This is a genomic window from Paraburkholderia sp. BL25I1N1, assembly GCF_003002025.1.
In the GTDB taxonomy this organism is placed as follows: Bacteria; Pseudomonadota; Gammaproteobacteria; order Burkholderiales; family Burkholderiaceae; genus Paraburkholderia.
On sequence record NZ_PVZB01000009.1, the window covers coordinates 279,723 to 299,733 of the forward strand.

Below are 20,011 nucleotides of genomic sequence, written 5' to 3' on the forward strand. Positions count from 1 at the left end.
AATTGCAATCGTCAACGGAGAAAATCGTATGAAGAAGCTGACGCTGTTGTTGACCGCTGTTTCGCTTGCCTTGGGCGCCACGGCGGCGCTGGCCCAGCCCGCCGCGCCTGGCGGTTCCAGCTCGGTCAGTTCGTATTCGCCGCCCACGGTGAAACACGTCAAGAAACCGAAGAAACAGAAAGCGAAGAAGGGTGCGTCGGCTCCCGCAGCCGCGCCGGCGGACGCCGCCAGCCAGTAAGCGGCACGGCAGCGCCGGTCGGTCTGAATCTCTGAACGACAAAGAGCCCGCACTAAGCGGGCTCTTTTCATTGGTGCGCAAGGTTTCGCCCCGCCGGGTGCCACGGCTCTTTCGAACGCCGCGCACAGCGGTTCAGCGTGGGATCAGAGACCCCAGACGATATCCGCGTTTTCCTTCTGCGCCGCGCGCAGCATGTCGAGGAACGGATACGCGCGCTGCGCGAGTCCCGGCGGAATTTCGTGATGCTCGTGGCCGTCTTCGCCTTCGTGAAAATGGCCGTCGTGCTCGGCACGTTCCTGCTTGTCGAAGGTAATGGCTGCCTCGAGCTTCTCGATGGCCAGCCCCGCTTCGTCGTGAGTGATCACGCCGCGCTCACCCAGCCGCTTGCCGACGATGCCGACCAGATACTGCGCGAGATTTTCCAGCATCATCACGTCCGGACAGGCGCGGCATTTGAAAGTAATCAGCATGACTGTTCCCTTTTTCGTTATGTTGGATTGGCGCGCAAGCCGCCCAAAGGCGGCTGCCAGCGCGCGTTACGTTGGCTCGCCGATCAGGCGCAGCGGCCACGGCCCTTGTTGGGCATCTCATTGAACATATTAGCACCTGCTAAAATCCGTCTGGACGGAAAAGCGTGCCGCAATGCACCGCGCGGCGAAGGGCGTGTAACGTGGCCAGGCCGGTTGAGCACAACCCGCGAACCGCCGCGGCCCGCCCAGCGGTCAACGCCACGGCAGGCCGCCGGCACCGCATTTGAGGCGTTGCAGACAACGTGCCTGATTGCGGGCGCATTGCGCCCGCCGCGCTTCGGCAAGTGCGTGCCGCTTTCCACGCTTCTGACGAACCGGTTGCGCCTCGCGCGGCCGGCGCCTCTCCCGCATCACCGGATTGCCTCACTGGACTCGCAACAAGCATGCTGCCTGCACATAAACTTACTCTCGAAACACTGCTCGCCGACACGGTGAAGCAGGTCGCGACCGCCTCGCAAGGCTCGAGCGAAGCCGCGTTCGTGTCGCCCACCATCACGCTGGAGCGCCCCAAGGTCGCCGCGCACGGCGACGTCGCGTGCAACGTGGCGATGCAACTCGCCAAGCCGCTGCGCGCCAGTCCGCGTCAGCTGGCGCAACAGATTGTCGACGCGCTGCTCGCGCAACCGCAGGCCAAAGGCCTCGTCGAAGCCGCCGAAGTAGCCGGCCCCGGCTTTATCAACCTGCGCCTCGCGTCCGCCGCCAAGCAGGCTGTGATCGCCGCCGTGTTCGTCGAGAAAGAAGCCTTCGGCCGTTCCCAGCGCGACGCCGGCAAGCATGTGCTGATCGAATTCGTCTCGGCCAACCCCACCGGCCCGCTGCACGTCGGCCACGGCCGTCAGGCCGCGCTCGGTGACGCGCTCTCGAACGTGCTGGCCTCACAAGGCTATGATGTGCACCGCGAGTTCTACTACAACGACGCCGGCGTGCAGATCCAGACACTCGCGCTGTCGACCCAGGCACGCGCGCGCGGCCTCGCTCCCGGCGACGCAGGCTGGCCGGCTTCGGCATACAACGGCGAGTACATCGCCGAGATCGCGCGAGACTATCTGAACGGCGTCACCGTGGCCGCGAGCGACGGCGAGCCGGTCACCGGCGCGCGCGACGTCGAAGACCTCGAAGCGATCCGCCGCTTCGCCGTGGCGTACCTGCGGCGCGAGCAGGACATGGACTTGCAGGCGTTCGGCGTGAAGTTCGACCAGTACTATCTGGAATCGTCGCTGTACAAGGAAGGCCGGGTCGAGAAGACCGTCGAGGCCTTGATCGCCGCCGGTAAGACCTACGAACAGGAAGGCGCGCTGTGGCTGCGCACCACCGACGACGGCGACGACAAAGACCGCGTGATGCGCAAGAGCGACGGCACCTACACGTATTTCGTGCCGGACGTCGCCTATCACGTCGCCAAGTGGGAACGCGGCTTCACCAAGGTCATCAACATTCAGGGTTCGGACCACCACGGCACGATCGCGCGGGTGCGCGCCGGCCTGCAAGGTCTCGGCGTCGGCATTCCGAAGGGCTACCCCGACTACATCCTGCACAAGATGGTCACGGTCATGCGCAACGGCGAAGAGGTGAAGATCTCCAAGCGTGCCGGCAGTTACGTGACGGTGCGCGACCTGATCGAATGGTCGGGCGGCGCCACGCCGGGCTCGGAAGCCGCCGTCGATCTGATCGACGAGGAAACGATTCGACGCGGCCGCGACGCCGTGCGCTTTTTCCTGATCTCGCGCAAGGCGGATACGGAATTCGTGTTCGACATCGACCTCGCGCTGAAGCAGAACGACGAGAATCCGGTGCATTACGTGCAATACGCGCACGCGCGGATCTGCTCGGTCATCGCCGAATGCAAGGCGCGCTACAGCACGGACGAAAGCACGCTGGCGGACGTGGACGTCTCGCCGCTCACCAGCGAACGCGCGATGGCCCTGCTGAACAAGCTCGCCGAATTCCCGGACATGCTGCAACACGCCGCCGACGAACTCGCGCCGCACGCGGTCGCGTTCTATCTGCGCGACCTCGCCGGGGAATTCCACTCGTTCTACAATGACCGTGCCGAGCGCGTGCTGGTCGACGATGCGGCCGAGCGCAATGCACGCGTGGCGCTGCTCGCGGCCACGCGTCAAGTGCTGGCCAACGGTCTCGCGACGATCGGCGTCTCCGCTCCCGCCAAGATGTAAGTCCTCCGGCGCAACATGCATGCGGCCGTCGTTATAATCGACGGCCGTTCCAGGATTCTTTTTGCAGGTGATTCATACGATGGCAAAACCACGCCGCACAACAAAGCAATCGAAACAAACCGGGGGCACTTTTCTCGGAATCGTGCTGGGCCTGATCGTCGGCCTTGCGATCGCGGTAGTGGTTGCGCTGTATATCACCCGTGCGCCTACGCCTTTCGTCTCGAAGGTGGCGCCGCCTGCGGCGTCCGATTCTTCCAGCGCCAACCAGCCGCAATACGACCCGAACCGTCCGCTGCAAGGCAAGACGCCAGGTCAACCTGTGCCGCAAGCCGCGCAACCTGCGCCGCCGAACACCGCGCCGGGCCAGACCAACTCGCAGACGCAGTCGGGCATGCTGGAAGAACCGCAGATCGTCGAGGTCCCGCCTTCTAACGCCAACAACGGCAATGCGAACGGCACGGCGGTCGCACCGAAGCCCGCGCAGGATAACGGCAACGGCACGGCCACCACGCCGGCGAAGAAGCCGCAAGCCTCCAGCGCACCGGCCGCCACCGCGGCAGGTTCGGCGCCGAAGAGCAGTTCGTCCACCACGGCCGCGAACGCCAAGCCCGGTTCGGGCGCGGCGCCCGCGCCCGGCGATGCGAACACCGGCTACTTCCTGCAAGTGGGCGCGTACAAGACCTCGGCGGACGCCGAACAGCAGCGCGCGCGCCTCGCCTTCCAGGGCTTCGAATCGAAAGTCACGCAGCGCGACGCCGGCGGCGTCACGTATTACCGCGTGCGTATCGGGCCGTTCTCGAAGTTCGAAGACATGAATTCGAGCCGTCAGCGTCTGTCGGACGCGGGCGTGGATACCGCAGTGATCCGCTTCACGAAGCAATAAGCCACAATAAATACACGGTGATTTGCCGGAACGCGCCGCCGCCGAACTATCGGCGTGCGGCGCGTGTCACAAGCACGACGGACGGTTCAAACCGTTCAACGCCGAATCTTGAAGACGGTGACGGGCATTTGCGTGGCGCCACCGTTCTACGCCTACTTGGGTCAACAACATGAAGAAACTGCTGAGCATTCTGTTCCTCTCGCTGGGCCTCGTTGCCGCCTCGGCACAGGCATCGCCCACCGCGCCGGTGTCGGGCAAGGATTTCACCGTGCTGCCCACCGCGCAGCCCACCGACGTGCCCGCCGGCAAGATCGAAGTCACCGAATTCTTCTGGTACGGCTGCCCGCACTGCAATGAATTCAACCCGTACCTCGAAGCGTGGGTGAAGAAGCAGGGTCCGGACGTGGTGTTCAAGCGCGTGCCGGTCGCCTTCCGCGACGACTTCATTCCGCACTCCAAGATGTACCACGCGCTCGACGCGCTCGGCCTCGCCACGCAGCTCACGCCGAAAGTCTTCAATGAAATCCACGTCAACAAGGACTATCTGCTGACGCCGGAAGATCAGGCCAAATTCCTCGCGAAGAACGGCGTCGATCCGAAGAAGTACATGGACGCGTACAACTCGTTCTCGACGCAAAGCGCGCTGCAGAAGGACAAGAAGCTGCTGGACGACTACAAGATTGACGGCGTGCCGACGCTGGCCGTGCAGGGCAAGTATGAAACCGGCCCGGCGGCGACCAACAGCCTGCCGGGCACGATCCAGGTGCTCGACTACCTGGTCGCCCAGGTCCGCGCCAAGAAGATGTAAAGCTAAGGCGCCGGAATGAGTTCCCCCCTGAAGGTTTTCATTACCGGCGCTTCGAGTGGCATAGGCCTCGCGCTCGCCGCCGAATATGCGCGGCGCGGCGCGATTCTCGGCCTGGTTGCCCGCCGCGGCGACGCCCTCGCCGCCTTCCAGAAGTCCCATCCGCAAAACACTGTCTCCATCTATTCCGTCGACGTGCGCGACGCGGAAGCGCTCGCCGATGCGGCCGCGCAGTTCATCACGCGGCACGGCCTGCCAGACGTGGTGATCGCCAACGCCGGCATCAGCCGCGGCGCGCTCACCGGTCATGGCGATCTGCGCACCTTCCGTGAAGTGATGGATATCAATTACTTCGGCATGGTCGCGACTTTCGAACCGTTCGCCGCCGCGATGATCGCAGCCAAACGCGGCACGCTGGTGGGAATCGCCAGTGTCGCGAGTGTGCGCGGCTTGCCGGGGTCCGGCGCGTACAGCGCGTCGAAATCGGCGGCGCTCAAATATCTGGAAGCGTTGCGCGTCGAAATGCGGCCGCATGATGTCGGCGTGGTGACGATTGCGCCCGGCTATATCCGCACGCCCATGACCGAGCACAACCCGTACACCATGCCGTTCCTGATGGACGCCGACCGTTTCGCGCTCAAGGTGGCACAGGCAATCGAGCGTCGAACGGCGTTCGCGGTGTTTCCTTGGCAGATGCGCGTGGTGGCCATGCTCCTGCACGTGCTGCCGCGCTGGCTGTACGACCGCGCTTTCGAGCGTGCGCCGCGCAAGCCGCGCGCCGCTGCCGAAGCCGAGTAAGCCATGCAACCCCGTGCGGTCGATGCAGCCGGCGTCGCGCACGAACCAGCGGGCGCCGCGACGCGCATTGTTTCGCTGGTGCCGAGCATCACTGAACTGCTCTTTGCGCTTGGTCTCGACAAGCAGATTGTTGGCCGCACCGGCTTTTGCGTGCATCCGCACGACAAGGTGCAGCAGGTACGCAAGGTCGGCGGCACCAAGGCCGTGAACCTCGACGCCATTCGTGCGTTGCGCCCCACCCATCTGATCGTCAATATCGACGAAAACGAACGCGATACGGTCGAGCAGTTGCGGGCGTTCGTGCCGCATATCGTCGTGACGCATCCTCAAATGCCTCGGGACAATCTGGCGCTTTATTCGCTGCTGGGCGCGATTTTCGACCGTGCGCAGGAAACGCAGCGCCTGAGCGAAGCGCTCGAAGCCCGCCTTTGCGACGCGGCAGCGCGTGCGTTCATTCCGCAAAACGTGCTGTATCTGATCTGGCGCGAACCGTGGATGACCGTAGCGCGCGACACCTATATCTCGACGATGCTGCGGCTCGTCAACTGGCACACACTGCCGGACGTGCAAGGCGGTGCGGCAGGCGCCGCGCGTTACCCGACGCTCGACTTCGACACCGCGCCGTGGCTCGCCCAGGTCGACCGTATCCTGCTCTCCAGCGAGCCGTATCGCTTCACACAGGTCCATTGCGACGCGCTGAAACGCGACGCGCGCCTGGCCGGCAAGCGCATTGAGTTAATTGATGGGGAAATGGTGTCGTGGTACGGCGTGCGCGCAATCGAAGGCATCGCTTACCTGCTGCAGCGCGCTGCGGCGGCCTGAGCGCGTGCAAGGACAGCGCGCCTTAAACCTGCGCCGCCCCCGCCATATGAATATGCGGATTATGTTGTTGTCGCCGCAACCACCCTTCGATAAGCTTTCGCGAAGGCCCGCGCGCGTCGTCGGCAACAGCCGACCCATGCGCCAGCGCCGGAAACGTATCACAATAAAGATGACGGCTACGCCGCAAGGCCGCCCGTCCTTCGTCAACGGAACATAACCACACAACCAGACGCACTGCCTGACTGCGCTTGTTATGGGAGATCCTATGCGCTTCAAACTGCTCGCAGCCGCCGTACTGTTCACGGCGCCCGCGCTCGTGCTCGCCAAACCGCTGACCGTCTGTACCGAGTCGAGCCCCGACGGCTTCGATGTCGTGCAGTTCAATTCGCTCGTCACGACCAACGCGTCGGCCGACGTGATCTTCAACTCGCTGGTCTCGTACGACGAGGCCGCGAAGAAAGTGGTGCCGGCGCTGGCCGACAAGTGGGACGTGAGCCCCGACGGCCTCACCTACACGTTCCATCTGCGCCCGAACGTGCAGTTCCAGACCACTGATTACTTCAAGCCCACGCGCGCGCTGAATGCGGACGACGTCGTCTTCACGTTCGACCGCATGCTCAACGACAGCAATCCGTGGCACAAGGTGGCGGGCGCGAGCGGCTTCCCGCATGCGCAGTCGATGGGTCTGCCGAAGCTCATCAAGTCGATCAGCAAGGTCGACGACAACACCGTCAAGTTCGAACTGAACGCGCCCGACGCGACCTTCGTGTCGATCCTGACCATGGGTTTCGCCTCGATCTATTCGGCTGAATACGCCGATCAGTTGCTCAAGGCCGGCAAGCAGGTCGATCTGAACTCGAAGCCGATCGGCACGGGTCCGTTCGAGCTGAAGAGCTATACGAAAGACGCAGTGATTCGCTACGACGTGAATCCGTCCTACTGGGGCCCGAAGCCGAAGATCGACCGCCTGATCTACGCGATCACGCCGGACGCCACGGTGCGGGCGCAGAAAGTGAAGGCGGGCGAATGCCAGATCGCTTTGTCGCCGAAGCCGCAGGACCTCGCTGATGCCAAGACGGACAAGTCGCTTGCCATCGTGCAGACGCCCGCGTTCATGACGGCGTTCGTCGCGTTGAACACGCAGAAGAAGCCGCTCGACAACCAGAAGGTGCGCGCCGCGCTGAACATGGCGTTCGATCGCACCATGTATCTGAAGACCGTATTCGACAACACGGCGACGCCGGCCGTGAACCCGTATCCGCCGAACACGTGGAGCTACGACAAGGCCGTGAAGGCGTGGCCGTACGACCCGGCGAAGGCAAAGAAGCTGCTCGCCGACGCGGGTTACCCGAACGGTTTTGAAACGACGATCTGGGTGCGGCCGAACGGCAGCGTGCTGAATCCGAATCCAAAGGCCGGCGCCGAGCTGCTGCAGGCCGACTTCGCAAAGATCGGCGTGAAGGCCGACGTGAAGGTGATTGAATGGGGCGAGTTGATCAAGCAGGCCAAGCAAGGCCAGCATGATTCGCTCTTCATGGGCTGGGCCGGCGACAACGGCGATCCGGACAACTACCTGTCGCCGCTATTCAGTTGCAACGCGGTGAAGTCGGGGATCAACTTCGCGCGGTTCTGCGACCAGGATCTGGACAAGCTGATCGCCGACGGCAAAGCAACGCCGGATCAGGCCAAGCGCACGAAGGCGTATGAACAGGCGCAGCAGATCATTCACGATCAGGCGCTGTGGATTCCGCTTGGGTATCCGACCGCTGCGGCGATCGCGCGCACGAACGTGAGTGGGTATCACGTGAGTCCGTTTGGGCGCCAGAACTTCGGGACAGTGTCGGTGCAGTAATCGCGTTCGCGTTCGAGCGTGCCGCATGCGAAAGAAAGCCCGGTTGCGAAAGCACCGGGCTTTTTTTGCTTTACCGGCATCCGAGGCTCGATTACTAATTCGCGCAATACGATATGCATTACGGGTATCTCGATGAAAAAGACTTCTGCAATACGCATTAATTGCAGAAAACGTTAAAAGTTTGTCATTTTTTTAGCACCACATCAACGAACGACGTTAGGATTCAAATTTAATTTGGATACCTATTTTATGTCTTATTGGAATATAAATTCCGCTGTCGACTATCTTCAATGGCATGCGGAATCTTCAAGCCACCAACGTTGCGCAAGATACGTGCGAGAGGCAATCCAGCGCGGCGGAATTTCACTCATGGTGATGTACTCCGCGAGGAACTATGGCTCTTCGTTAATCTGCACAGGCTTTTATGAGGTAAGCGACGCAAATCCGCAGAAAGGGGATGTCGTCGTGATCCAGGCCATCGCGAACCATCCGGACGGTCATATGGCCATGTACGACGGACGAATCTGGATTTCCGATTTCAGACAACAATACGGCTTTTATCCCGGCCCAGCATACCGAAGCGCACGTCCACCTTATCAAATTTACCGTCACGACTGAGCGGCATCATGCGAAAAATCTTCATGCTTATTGCGGTGCTCTTCGTCATTTCCGGCAGTTTCTTTCAGCCGCTGGCGCTCGCGCAGATGCGCCAGGCCACGACGCCCGAGGCCAGTACCAAGGCTTTCTATACATGGTTTATCAAGCGGGATTCAGAAGACCGCGGCTATGCTCTCATGGACAAGGAGGTCTATCGCTACGTATCGAGATCGACCGTCGACTTCCTGAGGGCCGAATATAAGCAAAACACGTTTGCCGAAAGGGCCGAGTACTTCACAAAGGTACAGGATTACGACGAGCAGGATTGGCTCGCGCACATTGCAACGCATCCCGCGATCATGCTTGACGATGTCGCGCTTGTTCCCGTTACGTTCGGATCCGCAGAGAAGAAAACCATTCTTGCGTTTCTGCGCAAACAGAATGGGGTCTGGAAGATCACCAAGATCGACGATACGCAAGATGACAAATAGTACGTTTCAGTGCCGCATTGACCACTGAAAAGCCCCCGCCTGCGGGCTTTCCTCTCCCATCGACACACCACCTCGATCACGCCGGCGAAAACCGAATCACCCCATCCGCATCCTGCTTACGCTTCAACTCACCCGCAAGCCACAGCAGATGCAAGTGCGCTAGCGCTTCACCCATCGCAAACGTCATCTGATGGATATCGAGTTGCCGCTTGAACATCAGCGGCACGATATCCGCGGCGCTCTGCGGTTTCTCCGCACACGCCTCGCGCACTTCGGCTAGACGCGCGTCGTGATGCTCGCGCAATTGGCGGATGCGCGTGCGCACGCCGCGAAACGGCTTGCCGTGCGAAGGCAGCACGAGCGTGTCTTCCGGCATCGTTTCGTAACGGCCTAGCGACTCCAGATATAACGCGAGCGGCGTGCCTTCCGGCTCCATATCGAACACCGACACGTTAGTCGAAATGCGCGGCAGCACCATGTCGCCGGAAATCAGCACGCCGGTTTCTTCGCAGAACAACGCGCAGTGTTCGGGCGAATGGCCGAAGCCGGTCACCACGCGCCAGATCTTGCCACCAATCTCCACGCCGTCCGCTTCCCGCAACCGGCGATACTGCCCCGGAATCGCCGGCACGAGGCTCGCGTAATAGCTCTTGCGATTGCGCAATTTCTCAAGCGACTCTTCGTCGGTCACGCCGTGTCGCGCGAAGTGTCGTGCCGCGCCCTCGCCGCCCGCATTCGAGCCGTCGCCGGCAGCCATGACGCGTGCCTGCATGTATTCGCCGAGCGTCATCCATAGCCGCACGTCCCAGCGTTTTTTGTCGCCGCCCGCGCAAATCCAGTGCGCGAGACCGATGTGATCGGGATGGCAATGCGTCACGATCACACGCAGCACCGGCAGGCCGTCGAGCACCGAGTCGAACACTTTCTCCCAGTTCTCCTTGATCGTGTCCGAGGTGATACCGCAGTCGACCACCGTCCAGCCCTGCTGGCCGTCGATCTCGTCGCGCAGCAGCCAGAGATTGATGTGATCGAGCGCGAAAGGCAGCGGCATGCGTAGCCAGAACACACCTGGCGCGACTTCCATCGCCTGGCCCGCGTCCGGCAAGGTGTCGTTGAACGGGTAGTCGAGTTGATGTTCGAGTGCATTCATTGTGGGTGTCTTCCTCCGTCGGCCGTCCGGCATGGCAAGGTGTGCGATGCCGGTCGGCGTGGTTGCCGTGTGCGAGTGACGTACCGCCGCCGTACTGCGCCTGGTTGCGTTCAACTCAAGTTGACGATAACGTAAACGTCGATTCTATCGTTCAATCCGATTTTCTGCCCGGCCACGGAATGCCCCGATGAACACGCAATACACGATCACCGAGCTCGCGCGGGAATTCGACGTCACGCCCCGCGCGATCCGCTTCTACGAAGACCAGGGTTTACTCTCACCGAGCCGCGAGGGATCGAGTGGCCTGCGGCGCGTCTATTCGGGCCGCGACCGCACGCGTCTGAAGCTCACCTTGCGCGGCAAACGGCTCGGCTTCACGCTTTCGGAGATCCGCGATCTGCTGGACGTGTACGAGTCGCCGACCGACACGGTGCCGCAGTTGCACGCGTTCCTCGCCACGGTGGCGCGTCATCGCGAAGTGCTCGAGCGTCAACTGGAAGACCTGAACGCGACGCTCGAAGACCTCGCGCAATACGAAACCCAGGCGCGCGCGCTGCTGGAAGGCGGCACGCGCGAAGCCAAGCCGGCCTGAACAATCGCGGCGCGATGCGTCGCAGGTGCGCCCGACGATACAATCACGGGTGTCTTCACGACATGAGGCGAATGCGCGGTCGACATGAATCACTTCCCCAAACTGCTGTCGTCGCAGATCGGCTTTGACCTCGCGCAGACCATGCTCGAAGGATTCGACCGCCATTACCGGATCTTTCGCGACGCCGCGATCCACGCCAAGACGCTCTTCGAAAAAGGCGACTGGCACGGTCTGCAGAAGCTCGCGCGCGATCGCATTACTTCATACGACGAGCGTGTCGACGAATGCGTCGAACTGCTCGAAGACGAATACGACGCGGAAAAAATCGACAGCGAAGTGTGGCAGCAGATCAAGCTGCATTACATCGGCCTGTTGACCACGCACCGTCAGCCGGAGTGCGCCGAAACGTTTTTTAATTCGGTATGCTGCAAGATCCTGCACCGCTCGTATTTCAACAACGATTTCATTTTCGTGCGCCCGGCCATCTCGACCGAATACATCGAGAACGACGAGCCGGCCGCGAAGCCGACTTACCGTGCGTACTATCCGGGCAAAGATGGGCTCGCGGCGACGCTTGAACGCATCGTCACGAACTTCCAGCTGGAGCCCTCGTTCGAAGACTTGACGCGCGACGTCGGCTGCGTGATGCAAGCGATCCACGACGCGTTCGGTGCGTTCGACGAAGCGCCCAATTTCCAGATTCACGTGCTTTCGTCGCTGTTCTACCGGAACAAGTCGGCGTATATCGTCGGACGGATCATCAACGGCGATTTGCTGCTGCCGTTCGCGGTGCCCTTGCGTCATGTGAAGCCGGGCGTGCTCGCGCTCGACACCGTGCTGCTCAAGCGCGAACAGTTGCTGATCATTTTCAGCTTTTCGCATTCGTACTTCCTGGTGGACATGGAAGTGCCGTCCGCGTACGTCGAATTTCTCGGCACCATCATGCCGGGTAAGCCGAAGGCGGAAATCTACACGTCGGTGGGCTTACAGAAGCAGGGCAAGAACCTGTTCTATCGCGACCTGCTGCATCACCTCTCGCATTCGAGCGATCAGTTCATCATCGCGCCCGGCATCAAGGGGCTCGTGATGCTGGTGTTCACGCTGCCGTCGTTTCCGTACGTGTTCAAGCTGATCAAGGACAACTTCCCGCCGCCGAAGGAAACCACGCGCGCGCAAATCCAAAGCAAGTATCAGCTCGTCAAGCGACACGACCGCCTCGGCCGCATGGCCGACACGCTCGAATATTCGAGCGTGGCGTTGCCCCGCTCACGTCTGGACGAAGCGCTGGTGCGCGAGCTCGAGAAGGAAGTGCCGTCGCTGCTCGAATACGACGGCGACAACCTGGTAATTCGCCATATGTATATCGAGCGCCGCATGGTGCCGCTCAATCTGTTCCTGCAGAATGGCAACGACGAAGACGTCGAGCACGGTATCAAGGAATACGGCAATGCGGTGAAGGAACTGATGCAGGCGAACATCTTTCCAGGCGACATGCTGTACAAGAACTTCGGCGTGACGCGTCACGGCCGTGTGGTGTTCTACGACTACGACGAAATCGAATATCTGACCGACTGCAACGTGCGCGCGGTGCCGGCGCCGCGTAACGAGGAGGACGAAATGTCGGGCGAGCCGTGGTACTCGGTCGGCCCGCACGACATCTTCCCGGAAACGTACGGCACATTCCTGCTCGGCGACCCACGCGTGCGCCGTTCCTTCATGCAGCATCACGCGGACTTCTTCGATCCCGCGCTATGGCAACGGCACAAGGATCATCTATTGAAAGGCGAACTGCCCGACTTTTTCCCGTACGACGACAGCGTGCGCTTCTGCAACTGCTACCCGGAACGCTTCGTCGATTCCGCCGGCCTTGCATCGCCCGCGCCAGATGCGACAGCCGACTCGCGCAGCGTGCGGGCGGCATGAAGCTCACGCGCCGCTCGCATCTTCAGATGCCTCGTCCGAACCTTATGCAACGACATCGACCGGTCAATCGGTCGAGCAACCGCCAAGACGCACCATGAACACGAACGATTCAACTCCTGACAATCCGCTCTCGCATCTGTTCGACAACAACGAAGCGTGGGTCGCCCGCAAGCTGTCCGAAGATCCAGAGTATTTCTCGCGCCTCGCGCATCAGCAGACGCCCGAGTATTTGTGGATCGGCTGCTCCGATTCGCGCGTGCCGGCCAACCAGATCATCGGCTTGCCGCCGGGCGAAGTGTTCGTGCATAGAAACATCGCCAACGTGGTCGTGCATACCGATCTGAACTGTCTCTCGGTGATCCAGTTCGCCGTCGATCTGCTAAAGGTCAAGCACATCATGGTGGTCGGCCACTACGGCTGCTCGGGCGTCGGCGCGGCGCTGCACGGCCGTCGCGTGGGTTTGGCGGACAACTGGCTGCATCACGTGCAGGACGTGCGCACCAAACATGCGGCGCTGATCGAGGAATGGCCGATCGGTGAGGTGCGCCATCGGCGGCTGGTCGAACTGAACGCGATCGAACAGGTGATGAACGTATGCCGCACCACCATCGTCAACGATGCGTGGGCGCGCGGCCAGGAATTGACGGTGCACGGCTGGGCGTACGGCGTGCATGACGGCAAGGTGCGCAACCTCGGCATGACGGTCAGCGAGCCGGGCGCACTCGATGCCACCTATCAGAAGTGCGTAGCGGCGGTGTCGGCTAGTGGCCCGCACAAGGCAGAGAACGACGTGGTCGCCGCCGATGCGGCGCAGCTCGGCGACGTGCCGGCTATCGTCGAAGGCGTAATCAAGGAGCTTAAACATGAGTGAGACAAAGATTGATCCGATCGTCATCGTGGGCGTGGCACGCACGCCCATGGCGGCATTCCAAGGCGACTTCGCCGCGCTGACGGCGCCGCAATTGGGCTCGGTAGCGATAGAAGCCGCCGTGAAACGCGCCGGCCTGAAACCCGAGCAGATCGACGAAGTGGTGATGGGCTGCGTGCTGCCCGCCGGCCTCGGTCAGGCGCCCGCGCGTCAGGCCGCGCTCGGCGCCGGCTTGCCGCTCGCCACCGGCAGCACCACGGTGAACAAGATGTGCGGCTCCGGCATGCGCGCGGCGATGTTCGCGCACGACATGCTCGCGGCGGGCTCCGTCGATGTGATTGTCGCGGGCGGCATGGAAAGCATGACGAATGCGCCGTACCTGCTGCCCAAGGCGCGCGGCGGCATGCGCATGGGCCACGGTCAGGTGATCGACCACATGTTCTACGACGGCCTCGAAGACGCCTACGAAAAAGGCCGTCTGATGGGCACCTTCGCCGAAGAGTGCGCAGGCTCGTTCGACTTCACGCGCGAGGCGCAGGACGCATTCGCCGTCGAGTCGCTCAATCGTGCGAAACGCGCCAACGAAGACGGTTCGTTTGCCTGGGAAATCGCGTCGGTGAAGGTGGAGAGCCGCAAGGGCGATGTCACCATCGATCGAGACGAACAGCCGTTCAAGGCCAACATCGAAAAAATTCCGACGCTCAAACCGGCGTTCAGCAAAACCGGCACGGTGACGGCGGCGAACTCGTCGTCGATTTCCGACGGCGCAGCCGCGCTCGTCATGATGCGCGAATCGACCGCGAAGCGTCTCGGCGTCGAGCCGATTGCGCGCGTGGTCGGTCACTCGACATTCGCGCAGGAGCCGGCGAAGTTCACCACCGCGCCGGTCGGCGCGATTCGCAAGCTGTTCGAGAAGAACGGCTGGCGCGCCGACGAGGTCGATCTGTATGAGGTCAACGAAGCCTTTGCCGTCGTGACGATGGCGGCCATGAAGGAACACCATCTGCCGCACGAGAAGGTCAACGTGAACGGCGGCGCTTGTGCGCTCGGCCATCCGATCGGCGCGTCGGGCGCGCGGATTCTCGTCACGCTGATCGGCGCGCTGAAGAAGCGCGGCGGCAAGCGCGGCGTCGCGACGCTGTGTATCGGCGGTGGAGAAGCGACGGCGATGGGTATCGAACTGGTTTAACCCGCGTTTTCGAGCGCGCTGTTTTGACGGCTTGCTGAGGTATTCCATGAAGACAGTGTTGATCGTCGGTGCGTCGCGCGGCATCGGTCGGGAGTTTGCACGGCAGTACAAAAAGAGCGGCTGGCGCGTGCTCGCGACCGCGCGCGACGGCGCCGCGCTCGACGCGTTGAACGAACTCGGCGCAGAAACTTTTTCACTCGATGTGAGCGCGCCGGAAGAAATCGCCGCGCTCGGCTGGAAGCTCGACGGTGAGCGACTCGACGCGGCGATCCTGGTGTCGGGCGTGTACGGCCCGCGCACGGAAGGCATCGAGACGATCACCGCTGAAGACTTCGACCACGTCATGCACACCAACGTGCGCGGACCGATGCAACTGATGCCGATCCTGCTGCCGCTCGTCGAAGAGGCCGGCGGCGTGTTCGCGGTGATCTCGAGCAAGATGGGCAGCATCGGCGACGCGAGCGGCACGACGGGGTGGCTGTATCGCGCGAGCAAGGCGGCGTTGAACGACGCCCTGAAACTCGCGTCGCTGGAAGCGAAGCGCGCCGCGTGCGTTTCGTTGCATCCGGGCTGGGTGCGCACCGACATGGGCGGTGCGCAGGCGGCGATCGATCCGGCGCGCAGCGTCACCGGCATGCGTGAAGTGCTGGCGCAAGCCGCGGCGGCGCATGAAGAGTTCAACGGCCGCTTCTATCAATACGACGGCACGCTGCTCGACTGGTGAGCAGCTGTGCCGCACGGGAGACACATACATGGTGCTTGATCAGGATCACTTGATGGTCCGCGACGCGCTGCGCACCTTCGTGCGCGAAGCGATCACGCCGCATGCCGCGGCGTGGGACCGTGAGCGTACTTTTCCAAAGGACGTGCATCGGCAACTCGCCGAACTCGGCGCGTATGGCGTGCTGGTGCCCGAAGCGTACGGCGGCGCCGGCATGGACGCGCTGGCGCTCGCGCTGATTCTCGAAGAAATCGCCGCCGGCGACGGTGGCACCTCGACGGCTATCTCCGTCAACAACTGCCCCGTCTGCAGCATTCTGCTGACCTATGGCAACGACGCGCAGAAACGCGACTGGCTCACGCCGCTCGCGCGCGGCGAGATGCTCGGCGCGTTTTGCCTGACCGAACCGCAAGCCGGTTCCGACGCATCCGCGTTGCGCACCACCGCCACACGCGACGGTGATGCGTACGTGCTGAACGGGGTCAAGCAATTCATCACGAGCGGTAAGAACGGCAACGTCGCGATCGTGATGGCCGTGACCGATAAAGCGGCGGGCAAGCGCGGCATCAGCGCGTTCATCGTGCCCACCGACACGAAGGGCTACGTTGTCGCGCGAGTCGAGGACAAGCTCGGCCAGCATTCGTCGGATACGGCGCAGATCATTTTCGAGGACTGCCGCGTGCCGGCCGCGAATCTGATCGGCGCGGAAGGCGAAGGCTACCGGATCGCGTTGTCGGGGCTGGAAGGCGGCCGCATCGGCATTGCCGCGCAAAGTGTCGGCATGGCGCGCGCCGCGTTCGAAGCCGCCTTGAGTTATGCGAAGGAGCGCGAAAGTTTCGGCGCCCCGCTGTTTTCGCACCAGGCGGTGCAATTCCGCCTCGCCGACATGGCGACGCAACTCGAAGCCGCGCGACAACTGATCTGGCACGCCGCATCGTTGAAAGACGCCGGTCAACCTTGCCTGACCGAAGCCGCGATGGCCAAGCTATTCGCGTCCGAAGCCGCCGAGCGCATCTGTTCGGCCGCTTTGCAGATTCATGGCGGGTACGGCTACCTGAGCGACTTCCCGGTCGAGCGCATTTACCGCGACGTACGCGTGTGCCAGATCTACGAAGGCACCAGCGACATCCAGAAGATTTTGATCGCGCGTGGTCTTGGCTGAACGTCTCATGAATAAGCAACTGTTGGCAATGCAACGACCATCCGACTGTCCGTGCGGCGGCGCCGCGCCCGACCAGCGCAGCGGTGCCAAAGCGCCACGCTTCGCGCAGTGCTGCGGCCGCTATATCGACGGCGGCGAAACGGCGCCACGGGCGCTCGAACTGATGCGCTCGCGCTATAGCGCCTATGTTGTAGGCTCGACGGATTACCTGCGCGCCACCTGGGCGCCGCAGACCTGCCCCGCCGATCTCGACGCGGACCCGGCAGCGGCCGATGCGCCGCGTTGGCTCGGACTGCAAATCAAGGCGTTTGCAGAAACCGACGCCGATCACGCGACGGTCGAATTCGTCGCACGTTACAAGGTGGGCGGCCGCGCGCACCGGTTGCATGAGCTGAGCCGCTTCGTTCGCGGCGATGATGGCCGCTGGCGCTACGTCGATGGCGACATCAGCGAATAAAGTCCTTTCTGCCCCTTACAAGACGCCGCAGCGTCCTTACGCCGCGCTCACATATGGCCCTGATAGCAGGGCCATTTTTTTTGTTGGCGAGATGCCACAAGACCCGCGCCACGCCTGATTGCTTCGGTGCGCCAAACACCGGTGAGGCCTGTATCGACCGGCCTCAGCGACCAAACAGCACGCGGCAATTTTTGCGGCGCGGGTTCTCCTTGATTGCACAAAACAAAATTGTCGTGCCAGGATGAGGCCGTAGCTTCATGACGTCACGTTGCGAGGGCCGGTCCATACCCGCTCCGCAAAATGCGCCGGGAGCCCTGCCGGGCACCAGACAGTGTGGTTCCGGCGGCGGTTTCGGCAGCAGCCGTGGCGCTCATCATCGGCGCGTGGGGTCGCGTCGGCCGTTTGGGTTCATCCCGTGCGATCTCGAATAGCGTGCGTGCGCCTCTGGCGCACTCCGTACGCGAGTGTGTTTTTGTTTGTCGAAAACCTGCCCGAAAGGCAAATGTCAGCAATGACTTTCGACAGACAGACGCCACGGTGTTCAGGGCAGGTTTTTGAGGCAGGTGCGTGAGTGGTGTTCAGCAAGGTTCTGACGAAGTGTGCGGTGATCTGTGCGGCGGCTACATGCGCTGTCGCACTCGCGCACGCCGACCCGCTCGCGGACACCCAGCCGGGACCGTTGACCCGCGCCCACGTGCCGCGCATCGCGCTCGACGACGACGTCTATCTGCCCACCGCCGGTCTTAACGAACAGATCATCCGCGTACCGGTCGATGCAGCCGGCACGGTCACTCTCGAAACGACGATCTACAAACCGGACGGCGCTGGCCCGTTTCCGATGATCGTTTTCAACCACGGCAAGATTCCCGGCGATCCGCACACGCAGGAGCGCAGCGACCCGCTGCCGTTCGCGCGCGAATTCGTGCGCCGCGGCTACGTGGTGGTGGCGCCGAACCGCCAGGGTTTCGGTCACTCGGACGGCGTGTATCAGCAGGATGGTTGCGACGTCGAGAAAAACGGCATCGGCCAGGCCGGCGACGTCGCCGCGACGATCGACTTCATGTCGAAGCAACCTTACGTGGACGCGACGCATATCGTCGTGGCCGGCACCTCACACGGCGGTCTTGCGACGATGGCGTACGGCACGCAAGCAGCGCCGGGCGTGCGGGCGCTGATCAATTTCTCGGGCGGCTTGCGGCAGGACGCATGCAGCGACTGGCAGGGCAACCTGACGCATGCGTTCGGCGCGTATGGCGAAAAGACCAAGGTGCCGTCGCTGTGGATGTACGGCGATAACGATTCGGTCTGGAACGCGCGGTTGGTGGCGGGCATGTACGCCGCTTATGGTGCGCACGGCGCGAGCGCGAAGATGGTGGATTTCGGCAGCTACAAGAATGACGCGCATCGGCTGGTCGGCGATCGTGATGGCGTGCATGTGTGGTGGCCAACTGTCGAGGCTTTTCTTGCGCAGGTGGGCATGCCGACTGGCGTGCAGTATCGTGTGTCGGATCCGTCCACGCCTAAGGCCAGTGGGTTTGCTGCTGTCGATGCTGTTGATGCTGTGCCGTTTGTCGATGAAGCCGGGCGTAATGGGTATCGGAATTTCTTGCATCAGTTTCCTAGTCGGGCGTTTGCTGTTTCTGACTCGGGGGCCTGGTCCTGGGCTGAAGGTGGCGATGATCCGATGTCGGTCGCAGTCGCGAATTGTCAGAAGCAGTCTTCTGCGCCTTGCAGGCTGTATGCGGTGAATAGCTCCGTTGTTTGGGGGGATCAGTCTTCGCAGACGGCTGATGGTGGAGCTCCCGCTGGGGGCGCCGATGCTCGGCGGGCTATTGCTAGTCGGGAGTAGAAGTCCGGTTTTGTTTATGCCTGCCCCGGCGGGTGTTGCTTCTCGGTGTTCTTTGAGGTGTTGGCCTTTCCTTGATTTCTTTGTGGTCTATTAGCGTTGCCCCTGTGCGGGGCGGCACCTACTTTCTTTGCCGCGGGACCTATCCGTAATTTCGTGGGCGGGGCATATCATGAGGGATCAAGGTCATGGATATGCCGATGAAAAAGAAACGCACCGTCGCGTCTCAGGCAGCGGCCCGCGGGCCGCTGCCTGAACTGCCTGAAGCGCTGCTGGATGAACTGGTGAAGGGTCCGATGACGCCCGCCGAGGTTCAGGACCTGATGCTGGCGTTCAACAAGGCGCTCATCGAACGCGCGATGGGCGCCGAAATGAATATGCATCTGGGCTACCGGCCCGGCCAGCCCAAGCCTGCGGAGCAGACCAATGAACGCAACGGCGCCAGCGGCAAGACACTCATCACCGAGCGTGGCCCGGTGCGGGTCGATCTGCCGCGCGACCGTGAAGGCAGCTTCGAGCCGATCCTGATTCCCAAGCACGAGCGCCGTTTCACGGGCTTCGACGAACGCATCATTGCCATGTACGCACGCGGCATGAGCGTGCGCGAGATCCAGGCGTTTCTGGCCGAAAGCTATGGCACCGAGGTCTCGCCCGACTTCATCAGTTCGGTCACCGATGAGGTGATGGCCGAAACGCTTGCCTGGCAAAGCCGTCCACTTGAGCCGATGTACCCGGTGGTGTTCTTCGACGCGCTGCGCGTGAAGATCCGTGGCGACGGTGTGGTGAGCAATAAGGCGGTGTATCTGGCGCTGGGCATTCAGGCCGACGGCCAGCGCGACGTGCTCGGCCTGTGGATCGAGCAGACCGAAGGTGCGAAGTTCTGGCTGAAGGTGTTCAATGAACTGAAGACCCG

General features: G+C 62.3%; 19 protein-coding genes. 17 read left to right on the top strand and 2 right to left on the bottom strand.

The window, feature by feature from the left end:
• Window positions 1–28: 28 nt before the first annotated feature.
• Window positions 29–238, top strand: a complete 210-nt coding sequence (locus B0G73_RS16000; protein ID WP_012431543.1) for a hypothetical protein — start codon at window positions 29–31, stop codon at window positions 236–238.
• Between the two features lie 143 nt (window positions 239–381).
• Here the strand turns inward: B0G73_RS16000 and B0G73_RS16005 are convergent, their stop codons facing one another.
• Entirely contained in the window at window positions 382–708 is a 327-nt protein-coding gene (locus B0G73_RS16005; protein WP_106282286.1) for a DUF1840 domain-containing protein, read from the bottom strand.
• A 443-nt stretch (window positions 709–1,151) separates the two neighbouring features.
• On the opposite strand from B0G73_RS16005, the gene argS reads away from it, so the two are divergent.
• The 7 genes from argS (at window position 1,152) to B0G73_RS16045 (ending at window position 9,190) form a co-directional block, all read left to right on the top strand.
• A complete protein-coding gene (gene argS / locus B0G73_RS16010; protein WP_106282287.1) occupies window positions 1,152–2,942 on the top strand; it encodes an arginine--tRNA ligase in 1,791 nt (596 codons plus the stop codon).
• Window positions 2,943–3,003: 61 nt separating this feature from the next.
• Window positions 3,004–3,825 (top strand): SPOR domain-containing protein, encoded by an 822-nt coding sequence (locus tag B0G73_RS16015; protein WP_106282288.1) that lies wholly within the window; start codon window positions 3,004–3,006, stop codon window positions 3,823–3,825.
• A gap of 169 nt (window positions 3,826–3,994) precedes the next feature.
• The gene (locus B0G73_RS16020; protein WP_012431539.1) at window positions 3,995–4,633 is read left to right on the top strand and encodes a thiol:disulfide interchange protein DsbA/DsbL; all 639 of its coding nucleotides are present in this window, start codon (window positions 3,995–3,997) and stop codon (window positions 4,631–4,633) included.
• Between the two features lie 15 nt (window positions 4,634–4,648).
• The gene (locus tag B0G73_RS16025) at window positions 4,649–5,428 is read left to right on the top strand and encodes an SDR family oxidoreductase (protein WP_106282289.1); all 780 of its coding nucleotides are present in this window, start codon (window positions 4,649–4,651) and stop codon (window positions 5,426–5,428) included.
• Window positions 5,429–5,431: 3 nt separating this feature from the next.
• Complete coding sequence (locus tag B0G73_RS16030; protein ID WP_106282290.1) at window positions 5,432–6,250, top strand: cobalamin-binding protein; 819 nt, start codon at window positions 5,432–5,434, stop codon at window positions 6,248–6,250.
• 265 nt (window positions 6,251–6,515) lie between these two features.
• Window positions 6,516–8,102 carry an ABC transporter substrate-binding protein gene (locus B0G73_RS16035; RefSeq protein WP_106282291.1) on the top strand — a complete coding sequence of 529 codons (1,587 nt, stop codon included), beginning with the start codon at window positions 6,516–6,518 and terminating at the stop codon, window positions 8,100–8,102.
• A gap of 626 nt (window positions 8,103–8,728) precedes the next feature.
• Window positions 8,729–9,190 (top strand): DUF3828 domain-containing protein, encoded by a 462-nt coding sequence (locus tag B0G73_RS16045; RefSeq protein ID WP_106282293.1) that lies wholly within the window; start codon window positions 8,729–8,731, stop codon window positions 9,188–9,190.
• 76 nt (window positions 9,191–9,266) lie between these two features.
• Here the strand turns inward: B0G73_RS16045 and B0G73_RS16050 are convergent, their stop codons facing one another.
• Window positions 9,267–10,340 (bottom strand): MBL fold metallo-hydrolase, encoded by a 1,074-nt coding sequence (locus tag B0G73_RS16050; RefSeq protein WP_106282294.1) that lies wholly within the window; start codon window positions 10,338–10,340, stop codon window positions 9,267–9,269.
• A gap of 187 nt (window positions 10,341–10,527) precedes the next feature.
• On the opposite strand from B0G73_RS16050, the gene B0G73_RS16055 reads away from it, so the two are divergent.
• The 9 genes from B0G73_RS16055 to B0G73_RS16100 form a co-directional block, all read left to right on the top strand.
• Window positions 10,528–10,932: a MerR family DNA-binding transcriptional regulator gene (locus B0G73_RS16055; RefSeq protein WP_012431532.1), complete on the top strand. Its 405-nt coding sequence runs from the start codon at window positions 10,528–10,530 to the stop codon at window positions 10,930–10,932.
• A gap of 84 nt (window positions 10,933–11,016) precedes the next feature.
• A complete protein-coding gene (gene aceK, locus B0G73_RS16060) occupies window positions 11,017–12,855 on the top strand; it encodes a bifunctional isocitrate dehydrogenase kinase/phosphatase (RefSeq protein ID WP_106282295.1) in 1,839 nt (612 codons plus the stop codon).
• 94 nt (window positions 12,856–12,949) lie between these two features.
• Entirely contained in the window at window positions 12,950–13,726 is a 777-nt protein-coding gene (gene can, locus B0G73_RS16065) for a carbonate dehydratase (protein ID WP_106282296.1), read from the top strand.
• Complete coding sequence (locus B0G73_RS16070; RefSeq protein ID WP_106282297.1) at window positions 13,719–14,912, top strand: acetyl-CoA C-acetyltransferase; 1,194 nt, start codon at window positions 13,719–13,721, stop codon at window positions 14,910–14,912. The genes can and B0G73_RS16070 overlap by 8 nt, the downstream gene beginning before the upstream one ends.
• A 46-nt stretch (window positions 14,913–14,958) precedes the next feature.
• Window positions 14,959–15,636 carry an SDR family oxidoreductase gene (locus B0G73_RS16075; protein WP_106282298.1) on the top strand — a complete coding sequence of 226 codons (678 nt, stop codon included), beginning with the start codon at window positions 14,959–14,961 and terminating at the stop codon, window positions 15,634–15,636.
• Between the two features lie 28 nt (window positions 15,637–15,664).
• Window positions 15,665–16,795, top strand: coding sequence for an acyl-CoA dehydrogenase family protein (locus tag B0G73_RS16080; protein ID WP_106282299.1), 1,131 nt, complete (start codon window positions 15,665–15,667; stop codon window positions 16,793–16,795).
• Between the two features lie 7 nt (window positions 16,796–16,802).
• Entirely contained in the window at window positions 16,803–17,252 is a 450-nt protein-coding gene (locus B0G73_RS16085) for a YchJ family protein (protein WP_106282315.1), read from the top strand.
• A gap of 571 nt (window positions 17,253–17,823) precedes the next feature.
• Window positions 17,824–19,101 (top strand): dienelactone hydrolase family protein, encoded by a 1,278-nt coding sequence (locus B0G73_RS16095; RefSeq protein WP_106282300.1) that lies wholly within the window; start codon window positions 17,824–17,826, stop codon window positions 19,099–19,101.
• Window positions 19,102–19,292: 191 nt separating this feature from the next.
• On the top strand, window positions 19,293–20,011 hold a 719-nt coding region (locus B0G73_RS16100), incomplete at its 3' end, for an IS256 family transposase (RefSeq protein ID WP_258193331.1).